The sequence below is a fragment of the Vibrio iocasae genome (genome assembly GCF_042245395.1).
Classification (GTDB): domain Bacteria; phylum Pseudomonadota; class Gammaproteobacteria; order Enterobacterales; family Vibrionaceae; genus Vibrio; species Vibrio iocasae.
This window is the reverse complement of record NZ_CP145311.1, coordinates 2109906-2122685: the sequence shown is the minus strand read 5'-3', so window position 1 is coordinate 2122685 and position 12780 is coordinate 2109906. Positions and strand designations below refer to the sequence as shown.

At 42.2% G+C, this 12780-nt stretch carries 12 protein-coding genes and 2 tRNA genes; 7 read left to right on the top strand and 7 right to left on the bottom strand.

Annotated features, from left to right (window positions below; genetic code table 11):
• Positions 1-72: 72 nt before the first annotated feature.
• Together SNR28_RS19365 and yeiP are read right to left on the bottom strand one after the other, a co-directional pair.
• A complete protein-coding gene (locus SNR28_RS19365; protein WP_375754122.1) occupies positions 73-402 on the bottom strand; it encodes an HI1450 family dsDNA-mimic protein in 330 nt (109 codons plus the stop codon).
• A gap of 42 nt (positions 403-444) precedes the next feature.
• The gene (gene yeiP, locus SNR28_RS19360) at positions 445-1014 is read right to left on the bottom strand and encodes an elongation factor P-like protein YeiP (protein ID WP_375750193.1); all 570 of its coding nucleotides are present in this window, start codon (positions 1012-1014) and stop codon (positions 445-447) included.
• Between the two features lie 138 nt (positions 1015-1152).
• Here yeiP and SNR28_RS19355 point away from each other — a divergent pair, with 138 nt between their 5' ends.
• Entirely contained in the window at positions 1153-1932 is a 780-nt protein-coding gene (locus SNR28_RS19355; RefSeq protein WP_375750191.1) for a nucleotidyltransferase domain-containing protein, read from the top strand.
• 7 nt (positions 1933-1939) lie between these two features.
• Here the strand turns inward: SNR28_RS19355 and SNR28_RS19350 are convergent, their stop codons facing one another.
• Positions 1940-4303 (bottom strand): DNA polymerase II, encoded by a 2364-nt coding sequence (locus SNR28_RS19350; RefSeq protein ID WP_375750189.1) that lies wholly within the window; start codon positions 4301-4303, stop codon positions 1940-1942.
• A 353-nt stretch (positions 4304-4656) separates the two neighbouring features.
• Between SNR28_RS19350 and uvrY the strand changes: the two genes are divergently transcribed.
• The 5 genes from uvrY to SNR28_RS19325 all read left to right on the top strand — a co-directional run bounded on the left by uvrY (position 4657) and on the right by SNR28_RS19325 (position 8176).
• A complete protein-coding gene (uvrY, locus tag SNR28_RS19345; RefSeq protein WP_375750187.1) occupies positions 4657-5301 on the top strand; it encodes a UvrY/SirA/GacA family response regulator transcription factor in 645 nt (214 codons plus the stop codon).
• 3 nt (positions 5302-5304) lie between these two features.
• Entirely contained in the window at positions 5305-7137 is a 1833-nt protein-coding gene (gene uvrC / locus SNR28_RS19340; RefSeq protein ID WP_375750185.1) for an excinuclease ABC subunit UvrC, read from the top strand.
• A 56-nt stretch (positions 7138-7193) separates the two neighbouring features.
• Entirely contained in the window at positions 7194-7751 is a 558-nt protein-coding gene (gene pgsA, locus SNR28_RS19335; RefSeq protein WP_375750183.1) for a CDP-diacylglycerol--glycerol-3-phosphate 3-phosphatidyltransferase, read from the top strand.
• A 272-nt stretch (positions 7752-8023) separates the two neighbouring features.
• Positions 8024-8097: transfer RNA gene (locus SNR28_RS19330), tRNA-Cys, on the top strand.
• A gap of 3 nt (positions 8098-8100) precedes the next feature.
• A tRNA-Gly gene (locus tag SNR28_RS19325) sits at positions 8101-8176 on the top strand.
• Positions 8177-8256: 80 nt separating this feature from the next.
• On the opposite strand, the gene SNR28_RS19320 is transcribed toward SNR28_RS19325, so the two are convergent.
• The 4 genes from SNR28_RS19320 to SNR28_RS19305 all read right to left on the bottom strand — a co-directional run bounded on the left by SNR28_RS19320 (position 8257) and on the right by SNR28_RS19305 (position 11136).
• The gene (locus SNR28_RS19320; RefSeq protein ID WP_375750182.1) at positions 8257-8973 is read right to left on the bottom strand and encodes a nucleotidyltransferase family protein; all 717 of its coding nucleotides are present in this window, start codon (positions 8971-8973) and stop codon (positions 8257-8259) included.
• Complete coding sequence (locus SNR28_RS19315) at positions 8960-9547, bottom strand: D-sedoheptulose 7-phosphate isomerase (RefSeq protein ID WP_375750181.1); 588 nt, start codon at positions 9545-9547, stop codon at positions 8960-8962. Before SNR28_RS19315 ends, SNR28_RS19320 begins: the two co-directional genes overlap by 14 nt.
• Positions 9535-10563: a hypothetical protein gene (locus SNR28_RS19310; protein WP_375750180.1), complete on the bottom strand. Its 1029-nt coding sequence runs from the start codon at positions 10561-10563 to the stop codon at positions 9535-9537. The genes SNR28_RS19315 and SNR28_RS19310 overlap by 13 nt, the downstream gene beginning before the upstream one ends.
• A 273-nt stretch (positions 10564-10836) precedes the next feature.
• Complete coding sequence (locus tag SNR28_RS19305; RefSeq protein ID WP_375750178.1) at positions 10837-11136, bottom strand: isoamylase early set domain-containing protein; 300 nt, start codon at positions 11134-11136, stop codon at positions 10837-10839.
• Between the two features lie 370 nt (positions 11137-11506).
• On the opposite strand from SNR28_RS19305, the gene SNR28_RS19300 reads away from it, so the two are divergent.
• Positions 11507-12748: an HDOD domain-containing protein gene (locus SNR28_RS19300; protein ID WP_375750177.1), complete on the top strand. Its 1242-nt coding sequence runs from the start codon at positions 11507-11509 to the stop codon at positions 12746-12748.
• Positions 12749-12780: the final 32 nt, after the last annotated feature.

Genomic DNA, 12780 nt, shown 5'->3' with positions numbered 1-12780 from the left:
CTACTTTGAAAAAAGGCTTGAATCTTAATCGACTCAAGCCTTTTTAGTATCTGAGTTTAGCAAGCTACTAAACTAATCTCTTTTCCAGAACATATGACAGAACTTATGGTCTGGATCGCGACTTACCAGCATTCTTGCGAATACTTCATCAAGCTCATCTGAATCTTCATTGACCAGGCCAATGCGCACTTCTGCATATACTTCTTTATCAACAACAAAACCGACTTCTGCCTGCCAATCATCACCGGTTTCGACCAATTCTGCTGCTCCGCGATCTTCGAATTGAGCAGTGAATATAATCACATCGGCAGGTTCGAGGTTGTCAGGAGCCATCTCTAGGAAAATGTCGTAGGCAGTATCGATGACGTCGTCATACGACATCAGCTCTTCGTTTTCAGTCATAGTGTTCTCAGACATGTTATCTCTTTTAATAGGAGCGGGCGTTTATTCCGCTCGACCCATGTACTTAACTTCAGTCGTATTGATTTTAACTTTATCGCCAGTCGCAATGTATTCAGGCACCTGAATCGTTAACCCTGTTGCAAAACGCGCTGGTTTAGTACGGGCAGAAGCGGATGCCCCTTTGATTGAAGGATCTGTTTCTTCGATAACCATTTCGACAGATGTAGGAAGCTCAATACCGACTGGTTCGTCGTTCACTAGTACAACCTGAACGCCTTGCGTATCTTCATTGATAAACAGAAGCTCTTCTTTGATATCTTCTTCATTGAAGTTGTACTGGCTGTAATCTTCGCTATCCATGAAGATATACTCGTCACCATCAATGTATGAGAAGGTTACGTTGCGCTTGGTCATCTCTACGGTATCCAGAAGCTCATCACTTTTGAATGCTTCTTCAACTTTTGCACCGGTAGCCAAATCCTTGAAGCGGAACTTATAGATCTTAGCACCACCACGTCCACCCGGAGTTGTAATATCAAAATCTTTAACTAGTAGAATTTTTCCGTTAAGGCTTACTGCGTAGCCCTTTTTAATATCACTTGCCTTTGGCATTAGCTTTGTCCTTCGAACTTTAATATAACATGCCCATAAGATTGGGATTCTTGTATAGAAATACAACCTATGGATTGAATTCTCTGTGTATGTAAATATCATACTCAACAACGTAGGTAATACCCAAGGTTAAAATTTTTGAACGTCTCAGCTTCACTTCCAGTTATAGATGCCAATGAACCATTTCAGGCTGCCTATATCCCTGCCATAAAAGCACTCATTCAAAACATCAAAGGGGGAATGGGAAGCAATCTGCACAGTATTTACTTGTTTGGTAGTGTGGCCAGAAAAAATGCTGAGAAAGGGCGTTCAAATATGGATGTCGTTATCATTTCTCATTCAGCTCCTGACGCTAAGTTTGGCACTCTTCTTAATACGATTAAATGGCGCTTTAAAAGGAGTTATCCATTTATAAACGGTTTGTCCATTCAGGTAGCGACAACGAAAGAAGTTTTGACCCTTGAAAGTATATTTACCTGGGGGTTTATGCTTAAGCACTGCTGCGTGTGTATTCACGGTGACGATCTTTCGACTCGCTTTGGAGAATTTGAACCAAGCTGGGAAATTGCCAAGTATTGGAATATGGATGTTGATGAGTGGTTATCTGTTTATCGTAAAAAAATAGTGCAGGCCCAGACACCGCAGGAACAGAGTAGGGCACAGGTCGCTATTGCGAAGAAACTATTAAGGGCCAGTTACTCCCTCATAATGCATAAAGATAAAAAGTGGCTTGAGAGCCCTTTGGAGTGTGGCCAGCAGTTCCTTAACTATCACCAAGACAAAATAAAAGAGGTTGAGCGTTTGGGCATTCTTCTTTCAGGGCGAGTGATCCCTAAACGCTCGGTTATTGGTTTGCTTGACGGTTATGGGGATTGGTTGGTTAAAGCCTATAAAAAAACCGAGTTTAAAATAGGCTGATGTGCTATCAAAACAGACCTAGTTGTGGGGCATTCAGGCTTTCAAAATCGAGTCCAATAAATGGCAGTATTGCATCTGCTACAGGTTTAAGTTGCTTATCGATGTAGTGCTGGTAGTCAATAGGGCTTTGTCTGTATTCAGCCGGTTCCGGGCCATTTACTGTTATCACGTATTCGATTTTTCCACGGTTTTGATACTGTAATGGCCTTCCTAGCTTCTGGTTTATGTCATCAGCCAGTCTTGCTGCACGTACTTGTGGCGGGATGTTTTTTTGATACTCACTTAGTTTTCTTCTCAGGCGCTTTTGGTAGATGAGCATGTCATCGTGTTCACCGTTAAGCGTGCTTTCAACGTACAATCTGACGTAATCGACCGGATCGGCACCATGAAAAACCATTTCATATAGGTTTTGCTGAAACTGCTGCGATAGTGGGGTCCAATCAGTACGCGCGCTTTCCAACCCTTTGAATACTATTTTCTCGCTTGCACCTTCACCAATCAGTCCTGCATAACGTTTTTTCGAGCCGGTTTCAGATCCTCTGATGGTCGGCATTAAGAACTTCTTGTAATGAGTTTCGTATTCAAGCTCCAAAATCGATTGAAGGCCAAACTCATCCTTTAGGTGTCTATCCCACCATTGATTAATGTAAGTGACCAACTCTTTTCCGACATTGTCAGCTTCCGATTGGGGCAACGAGCGGTTGAGGGATACAAAAGTGGAGTCGGTGTCACCGTAGATTACCTGATAACCTTTTTCTTCTATTAACACTTTGGTTTGTTTCATGATTTCATGGCCGCGCATAGTGATTGAAGAAGCGAGGCGATAATCGAAGAATCGACAACCTGACGAACCCAGCACGCCATAGAATGAGTTCATGATGATTTTAATGGCTTGAGAGAATGCTTTTTCGTTGTTCTTTTTTGCTATGTCACGGGCGGACCACAAATCTTCGATCATCTTTGGTAAGAAATGCTCATCCCGATGGAACTGAGCACCACGAAACCCTTTGACTGATTGATTTTGACCTGGGCCTGGCTCGATCTGAAGACCTTCTATAAGGCCCATTGGGTCAATCAAAAAAGAGCGAATTATAGATGGATACAGACTCTTGAAGTCCAATACCAGTACCGAATCATACAGACCAGGTATGGAGTCCATGACGTATCCCCCAGGGCTGGATAACCAGTTTTCTGGCTCAAGGTTAGGGGCTATATATCCTGCCCGGTGGAGTTGAGGTAAATAGAGATTAGTAAATGCAGCTACTGAGCCTCCGAGCCTGTCTAGTTCGACTCCGGTTAGTTTGCTTCTCTCAATAGCAAACTCGATAAGGTGGGTGGTTTCGAATATCTTGTTAACCAATATGCAATCTTGCAGGTTATATTTCGCCAGCGATGGTTTGTCTTCCCGGTACATGCGATTTATCTCGTCCATTCGATCATGAACGTTGTGTATCTCTTTACCTTCGCCAAGCAGTTCCTGAGAAACCGACTCTAGTGACCATGAACGAAAGTTATATGTCGCTGTTTTTAATGTATCTATACCGTCGAGAACCACACGACCAGGTATTGATATAAAACCTTGCTGGGACTGGTTAGATTGTCGGAAGTAGGCGTTTTGATTTCCTCTTCCTATGTTGAGCTTTAGTTTGTGCCACTCCGCCCTTTTTGAGAGGAGCCTGAAGTCAAAATCAATAACATTCCACCCGAGAATAAGGTCCGGGTCGTAGGTCTTAAACCATGCTATCAAGGCCTCAAGCAGCGCCTTTTCTGAGTCGACCCATTGAATATTGGTTTCAGCTGGTTCGGGGCTACCAATCATGATTACCCGGCTATCTAATGCACTGGCTAATCCTACGGAATAGAGGATTCCCTTTTCTGAACACTCTATATCAAGAGATACATAGGAGAGTGAAGGGTGATAATCACCTTTTCGACACTTTACTTGATTGTATTTTAGGTAGCGATCTGCTGTGTAAGATGTACCGGTGAACTCGATGCTGCCATAGATGAAACGCTCCATCAGGAACCGGTCGACAAGACGAACATCAGCTTCAAAAGCCACAATTTCCTGTTGTTTCATCAATGAAGCAAATAGGTTCATCTGTTGAATGCTGGAACTGTAACATGAAGCGACAGGCTGCTGCCTAAACGTTTTGAGAGGAAGCATGGTGATATCGATCTTTAAGCCATTGGCCTTTATAAGGCTTTGAATCGATTCGATATCTTCCTGAAGAACAAAAATTACAGATTTTTCTGCGGGAATGAGCAATTGTGTCGGACCTTCTGGTGTATTGAGCCATAACTCAATCTGACTGCCGTTTGCAGTATCTCTCGCATGTCGTGTTAAAACGAAACCTTTTCCCGGATTCAAATCTGATCTCTATGTTGCAATTAATTTCCCCAATATTTTGAGCTAGTCGGTGTATATTGACAATTAAAATTGGAAAATTTGTATATGAAAGGTTAGTGTATGGTGTTCCTTAAGAACTAATGGTTCTTAAGGAATGCTTAATAGGTGATTATCTAAGTATATTTGCCTTAAAAATGATAAATATATGAAATATCAGGTATCTGTATGAATGATATTTGAGCTTTTGCTTAAGTTTGAGTGATAGAGCAAATTGTTCTACAGTTTTTTATAGAAAAATGAGTTAGTATTGGAATGTTGTGTTCGCTCATAATTGGGCTGAACGGAACCAATGTTAGTTGTGTGGAGATACAAGTTTGATTAATGTTTTCCTTGTAGATGATCACGAGCTGGTTCGCACAGGGATACGACGTATTATTGAAGACGTCCGTGGTATGAACGTAGCAGGGGAAGCTGACAGCGGTGAAGAAGCTATAAAATGGTGTCGTAATAACCATGTCGACGTCATTCTGATGGATATGAACATGCCAGGTATTGGCGGTTTAGAAGCAACGAAGAAGATATTGCGTTTCAATCCAGACGTAAAAATCATCGTTCTGACTATCCATACAGAGAACCCGTTTCCAACGAAAGTGATGCAGGCGGGCGCATCGGGTTACCTGACAAAAGGTGCAGGGCCAGATGAAATGGTGAATGCAATTCGAGTTGTAAATAGTGGTCAGCGTTATATTTCTCCAGAAATAGCGCAGCAGATGGCGTTGAGTCAGTTCTCGTCTTCATCTGAAAATCCATTTAAAGACTTATCTGAGCGTGAACTTCAAATCATGTTAATGATTACTAAAGGGCAACGTGTTACGGATATTTCTGAGCAACTAAATCTAAGTCCCAAAACGGTAAACAGTTACCGATACAGGCTATTTAGTAAACTTGATATCAATGGTGATGTTGAGTTAACCCATCTGGCGATTCGCCATGGAATGATCGATACAGAGACCCTCTAAATCGTGTCCCAACCTTTCGATTCGGTCTCATTCCTAAAGACCGTGACTAATCAGCCCGGTGTGTACAGAATGTACAACACCGAGGCTGATATTATCTATGTCGGGAAAGCCAAAGACCTTAAAAAGAGGCTTTCCAGCTACTTCCGAAAAAACGTTGATAGCGAGAAAACCAGAGCGCTGGTGTCTCATATCGACAAAATAGATGTGACTGTTACCCACACAGAAACGGAAGCCCTCATTCTTGAACACAACTATATTAAGCAGTATCTGCCTAAATATAATGTTCTGCTTCGTGATGATAAGTCCTATCCGTTTATCTTTTTAAGTGGACACAAACACCCCAGACTATCGATGCATCGCGGTGCAAAGAAAAGAAAAGGCGAGTACTTTGGTCCTTACCCCGATTCTGGCGCAGTAAGAGAAACACTTCATCTTATTCAGAAAATCTTCCCAGTTCGTCAGTGCGAGGATACGGTCTATAGTAATCGTACACGACCTTGTCTGATGTATCAGATCGGCCGATGCGCTGCACCTTGTGTCTCCACCGTCATCACTGACGACGAGTATAAACAGCTGGTGGATTATGTTCGTCTGTTCCTGCAAGGAAAAGACAGCAAGGTTGTGAGTAAACTCGTCACCAGAATGGAAGAGGCGAGTCGTGAACTTAGATTTGAAGATGCAGCTAAGCTAAGGGACCAAATTCAGGCTATACGACGAGTTCAGGAACAACAATTTGTTTCTGAAGATAGTATGGATGATATGGATGTTTTAGGCTTTGCGCAGGAGAATGGTATCGCCTGTATCCATATTTTGATGATTCGTCATGGCAAGATATTAGGGAGTCGCAGCCATTTTCCAAAGATTCCGAACAATACTGATCAACAAGAAGTCTTTTACAGTTTTCTTAGCCAATATTATCTCGGACACAATGAAGCGAGAACCATACCGAGTCGTCTGATACTCAATGGTGGTTTATTTGAGGATGTTGTCCCTCTGCAGGAGGCGTTGACGGGACTTGCGGGCAGGAAGGTTCACTTCCACAACAACCCTGTCGGCGCACGGGGCCGTTACCTTAAGCTCGCAAACACGAATGCACTGACTGCGATTACGACGAAGATCAATCATAAGATGACGATCAATCAGAGGTTTAATGCTCTTCAGGATGAACTGGGCCTTGAATCACTCAGGCGTTTGGAGTGTTTCGATATCAGCCATACCATGGGTGAGAGTACGATCGCTTCTTGTGTTGTGTTTAATCACGAAGGTCCGGTAAAGCAAGAATATCGTAGATACAATATTACTGGGATCACGGGTGGTGATGATTACGCTGCGATGGGGCAGGTGTTAGAGCGTCGTTATAGTAAGCAGCTGGATGTCGAGAAAATTCCTGACATCATTTTTATTGATGGTGGTAAAGGGCAGTTAAACCGAGCATTTGAAATCATCTCCCAACACTGGATTGATTGGCCAAAACGACCAAGACTTATTGGTATTGCAAAAGGAGTCACCAGAAAGCCGGGACTAGAAACGCTTATAACAACAGATGGAGAAGAGTTTAATCTTCCAAGTGATGCACCAGCGCTTCATTTAATCCAGCATATACGCGATGAGAGTCATGATCATGCAATTGCTGGGCATAGAGCTAAGCGAGGGAAAACTCGTCGTACAAGTCCTTTAGAAGGTATAGAGGGTATCGGTCCTAAGCGCCGACAGTCACTCTTAAAATATATGGGTGGTTTGCAGGAACTGAAGCGAGCAAGTGTTGAAGATATAAGCAAAATACCGGGAATTAGCGTCTCACTGGCAGAAAAGATACATCAGGCATTGAAACAATAGCAAAATTGGCGCACCATTGAGCAGCACTGAAAATAATGAAGCCCCGAGCTAATAATATGCGTTTTACCATACCAAATATTCTAACTCTTCTGAGACTTATACTGATCCCGGTCTTTGTGGTGACTTTCTATTTACCATATAGCTGGGCTCCCTTCGCTTCTGCACTTGTCTTCTTTATTGCAGGGGTAACCGATTATTTCGATGGCATGTTAGCCAGAAAACTAGGCCAGACGTCGCGTTTTGGCGCGTTCCTGGATCCGGTTGCGGATAAAGTCATGGTAGCCACAGCATTGATTCTTATCACGGAACACTATGCTTCAATCTGGATTACTATTCCTGCACTTACGATGATTGCTCGTGAAATCATTATTTCAGCGCTGCGTGAGTGGATGGCGGAAATTGGTAAGCGCTCTAGTGTGGCTGTTTCATGGATAGGCAAAGTGAAAACAATGTCTCAGATGTTTGCACTTATGGTCCTTCTCTGGCGCTACGATGATTGGATGATTTGGTTAGGATACGCTGCACTATACGTTGCCACCTTCCTGACATACTGGTCTATGTTCCAATATTTGGCCGCAGCCAAAGATGATCTCCTAGACGAAGAGCATCAATAATCGAACAATTTAAAGTGATTTTGAGAAAGCGGGCGAAATGTCCGCTTTTTTATTTTCTTTTGAAATAAGATAAGGGAAGGAGAGAAGATACAAGTACATTTAACTTGCGAATTTTTAAGTATAAATTGCTAGAAAATTGAACAATTTCACTGCTTTTGGATGATTAGTAGTCAAACGATACAAAAATAGAAAAATAGTGTTGACTCATTCCGGTGAATCCGTAAAATGCCTCCCCGTACTCAAGAGGAATGCGGTTCTTCAGAAAGTATTAAGGCGCGTTGGCAGAGTGGCTATGCAGCGGATTGCAAATCCGTGGACCTCGGTTCGACTCCGGGACGCGCCTCCATTTGCGACACTAGCTCAGTTGGTAGAGCGCAACCTTGCCAAGGTTGAGGTCACGAGTTCGAACCTCGTGTGTCGCTCCAAATTTAGAAAAAGCCCTAGCAGAAATGCTAGGGCTTTTTCGTGTTTCTGACAACGTAATCCTTAATACTACATGTTGTACTCAACCCGAAACCAGTTCGGCACAACGGTAGTAATCTTCAGGAATGCCAATATCAATAAATCTTTGGTTGACCACGTGAGCATAGAATTTTTCAAGTTTGGCTTTCGGGTGAAGAAATTCTTGCTCAAACGAGTACTTATCTTTTCGGGGTAACTCTTCAAAATATTCAGGGTTTATAAGGTATACGCCAGCGTTGATGTAACCCTGTAATCCCTCCTTTTTCTCTGTGAAAGAAATAATTTTGTTTGAAGTGGTGATTTCGACCCTTCCATAGCGAGAAGTGTTAGACATCTCTTTAACAGCGATAGAAAGCATGTTCTCTGGAAGCTTATCCAACATTGTTGCTAAATCGAAATCTACAAACGTATCACCGTTGAGTACTAATACAGGAGCATCAACAGAGTGACTTATTTCATTTATCGCATGATTGATTGCTCCTCCGGTACCCAGAGGTTCCAACTCGATGGAGTAGCTAATATTCGCTCTCTTATAAGATGAGCCAAAGTGTTCCATGATGCTCTCTTTTCGATGCGATACCGCCAGAACTATGTTAGTAATGCCTTGATCAATAATTGAATCTAACAAATACTCGAGGAATGGTCGGCCTTCGACTGATACCATTGGCTTGGGAACTTCATCGTTAGTTACTGAACGTAAACGGGTTCCCAAACCTCCACATAGTACAATAGCAATAACATCTTTTTTACTTCGGGGCATCAAAGTATTCCTTTTCAACGAATGCACAGAGCATGTGGCCAATGAGGATATGTGATTCCTGAATGCGTGGAGTATGCGTAGAAGGTACAGCTAAGCAGATGTCACAGATATCTTGTATTTTCCCTCCGGCTCCAGCGAGACCAACAGTTGTAATGCCCATTTTTTTAGCGGACTCGAAAGCAGCCAGTATATTTGGAGAATTTCCAGAGGTGCTAATTCCTATAAAGACATCACCAGGCTGACCATTCGCTTCTAGTTGTCTTGCAAAAAGGCGTTCAAAACCGTAATCGTTGCCGATAGCGGTGAGTATAGATGTGTCAGTAGTCAAGGCCATTGAAGGCAGACCGGGTCTGTCAAACTCAAACCGACTAACAAACTCCGCTGCAATATGCTGAGCATCTGCGGCACTACCACCGTTTCCTGCGAGGATGACTTTATTACCTTTATTGTAAGCTTCTAAACAAAGCTCGCTTGCTTTGGCTATCGTGTTGAGAAGTTCTTCATCATCTAGAATCGCCTGCTTGGTGGCAATTGAAGATGCAATATGTGTCTTTAGATAATCTACGCACTCCATGACTGTGTTCCTTGTTGTGTGAAGTGGAAAGGTTGTAGGTGCCCTTCTAAATCTTTCAATGCCTCAATGATCTCTAGTCGACGGGTTGGCTCGACAAACATCATCATAAATCCACCGCCCCCGGCACCGGAAATTTTTATAGACTTAGCGCCTGCACTTAGTACTCGGTCTTCAATTAACTCGATCTGAGGTGTAGAAATAGAAGAAGATGTGGATTTCTTCGCTAACCATGAGTCACGGAATAGAGCAGACATTCCCTCGATATCTGATTTGAGCAGACACTCTTTCATTGAGTACGCTAGCTCTTTGACATCATGCATTGCTTCAAGGGGCTTTTTGTCGTCTGAAGAGGTTGTTTTGACCTGATCATCAATGATCTTCGCTGATGAGCGTGATACACCTGTAAAGTACAGCATCAACTGACTTTCAAGCTCATTAATAATTTCTTGCCTTACTCTAAGCGGATTGACGATGATGTGTTCGTTCTTATAAAACTCCATAAAATTGAATCCACCAAACGTAGTCGCATATTGATCCTGGCGTCCGCCTGATAGGTTGCAATCAATACGTTCTATCTCAAAAGCGAGCTTTGCTACGTCATACTCTCCTAATGGGAGGTTTAGGAGCTTTTGGTAGGCACTTATGATGGTGACAACCATGGTGGAAGAGGAACCGAGTCCACTGCCTGGAGGTGCATCTGAATAAGTGGTTACTTTTACCGGTATAGGTGTGTTGTTATTAAAATCACGAATGATTCTATTGTATACCGCTTTATGCAGAAGCAGTTCTCCCTGCATTTCAATGTAGTTCAGTAGCGGTGATTCGAACTTAGTATCAATGTCGGGAGCATGAAAAACGATACCATCCTTTGGTTCTTGCAGTTCTACCGTGCAGTAGGCGTACATATCTATTGTCGCATTTAGTACACAACCACCGTAAGTATCACAATAAGGAGAGAGATCGGTTCCTCCTCCAGCGATTCCTAATCGGAGAGGGGAGCGGGCACGTACAACCATAGTATTCAATCCTTTTGAATGTTGTTGAACAAACACTTACTTATCTAGCAAGATCAATAATGTATTTATAATCTTAAGTTAATCCTAAGTTATCTTTTGAGTGCTATCTATTTAATACTTTAGTTGATGTGTTTAATTCTTGATACAAAAGTTGAATTTCTTTGAGTACGGATTTAAAGAGGTTTATTGTTTCGTTAAAACAAAAAACGAGCCGTTTAAGGCTCGTTTTCTAAATCAATAGTTTTTAGCAGAGTGGGGGCTTCTCAGTAACTATTACTCAGCAACGGTAGATATTAAACTATTGTCGCTGCCGAAACTGTTGCGAACGTAGTCGTCAGCAGCAGGATCATTTTCCCATGTATCTCCGTCAATCAGGTAACGGAACTGAAAGCTATCTTCTTTTGGAAGTCTGGTCTTAAAAGAAAAAGCCTTCTTTTTCTTATTAAGTTTCATCGGTTCTGCTGTCCACTCGTTAAAATCACCAGCAATAGCGACGGAGCCTTCTTCCCCTTGCGGCCATTCAAAAGTGACTTCTACTTCATCTTTAGTTTTGAAAAAGCGCTTTTTAATCATTTTGTTTCCCTAGTTAAACCAATCCGAACGACTAATATGTAATCGATTTCGTGACGCTGTTCAAGTATTTTTCAGTACGATAGCATAAAAAATGATGATTATTCTGTGTAAATCTAAAAATTTAGACAGATACACCGCGATATATAACATATTGATTTGAAGAATATTTTACTTGTTTGTGTTTGAATATTGTGTTGTTTATTGATCAATACACTTTATTAGTAAGCTATGCTTAAGCTTACATAGACATACAATCTAGGTATTCAGTCTTTAAAAATTATTTAGTAAGTTATTTATATCGGCTTTGTTGCACACTTATGTGTGACGGCCAAATGAACTTATCGACCCAAGTATTTGAGAGTAAAAAGAGTTGAATTCCGTTCAAGCGAAAAAGAGTTTATTTAGTGGCAAACGATACAACACCCAAGCAGAGGAAGTCGCGAGAAAAATAACGGCTAAGACAAACGAACGTTTTGCAACCTGGCTTGTGAGTATGAAGTATCTGGTCGATCAAGCGGACGTCGATAGCGTCCTTAGCCTTCAGGGAGAGTATTGTGATTCGGTAATATTTGGTGAAAACGAAAGGGTCACCGAAAATCAGAGAATACTTCTGCAATGTGAAAAGCTAAAGGTAATGGAGCGCCGGGCTCAAATTGAAGAAAGGCAGCAGGTGCTCGACAAAGTGGTCACTCGGGTTGCTTTTACTACTGAAAAGATGATGGTCGAAAGGCTATCAAATATGGATGTATCCAAACTTCTTTGGGGTTTTCCCGATTTTGGCCACTTTTCCTCATTTGCTTACTCTGCATCACTCAACTTCTCAAAACTCGGGAGCCTGACCACACTCAGTAATACGTTGAGGGGAGCCATTCTCGAACTGGTTGGAAATCCTAAGTTTTGTGAGTTACTCGGAAAATCACCGAAGCACACAAATGACCCTAAAGTGGCAGTCGGTATGATTGGTATCGAAAACTGTCGAAAATTATTCCCGGTCTTAATGGCAAGACCGCTGCTTCGTTGGTCAGATAAAAATACAAAACTGATCGCACCTAAAATGTGGCAGCATATGGTCGTAACCGCCAACGTAACCCGTATGCGTTTGTTGGCTTCAGGATACAAAGAGCCCGATGAGGGCGTTCTTATTGGAGTAATAAGGACGATAGCCGTCTTTTCTATCGCCAACTATTTTAATCAGGTGTTCGAAGATGCTCTTGTTGAGGTGATGAAAAGCTATCGAGAGAAAGAAGAGATGGACGAGTATTTTGCTTGTTCAGAAGTGAAACCAACTTTGTCTATACTTCCGAGAGTGATTTACAAACTTGAAAAAACACTGACCAGAAATGTTGTTGATAGTATTGAATGGGATCAGCGAGTCTTTCATCTCAGAGCTGCGTTGTTAGAAGATCTGGATGATGAGCCAATCTTAGAGCGAAGTTTACATGGTGTTGCACTCGGTCAGGCGAGAACTTATTCCATCTATGACATTATGCAAAGAAGCAATGCTTTCGTCGAAAAGCATAAGCCATTTTGGTTTGCTAATGTTCAGTTAGATGGTGTCGCTCTCAAAGAGATTGAAGCGAGTAACCCCGGACGTTTAACCCTTTCTATTTAATTAGATCGTTACTTTGAGTGTATGCCCCGTAT

Excerpts from the sequence above, each read along its gene's own strand:
- SNR28_RS19365 (WP_375754122.1), bottom strand. The coding sequence starts at position 402 with ATGACTGAAAACGAAGAGCTGATGTCGTATGACGACGTCATCGATACT.
- SNR28_RS19315 (WP_375750181.1), bottom strand. The coding sequence starts at position 9,547 with ATGGAGTGCGTAGATTATCTAAAGACACATATTGCATCTTCAATTGCC.
- yeiP (WP_375750193.1), bottom strand. The coding sequence starts at position 1,014 with ATGCCAAAGGCAAGTGATATTAAAAAGGGCTACGCAGTAAGCCTTAAC.
- pgsA (WP_375750183.1), top strand. The coding sequence starts at position 7,194 with ATGCGTTTTACCATACCAAATATTCTAACTCTTCTGAGACTTATACTG.
- SNR28_RS19305 (WP_375750178.1), bottom strand. The coding sequence starts at position 11,136 with ATGATTAAAAAGCGCTTTTTCAAAACTAAAGATGAAGTAGAAGTCACT.
- SNR28_RS19320 (WP_375750182.1), bottom strand. The coding sequence starts at position 8,973 with ATGCCCCGAAGTAAAAAAGATGTTATTGCTATTGTACTATGTGGAGGT.
- SNR28_RS19310 (WP_375750180.1), bottom strand. The coding sequence starts at position 10,563 with ATGGTTGTACGTGCCCGCTCCCCTCTCCGATTAGGAATCGCTGGAGGA.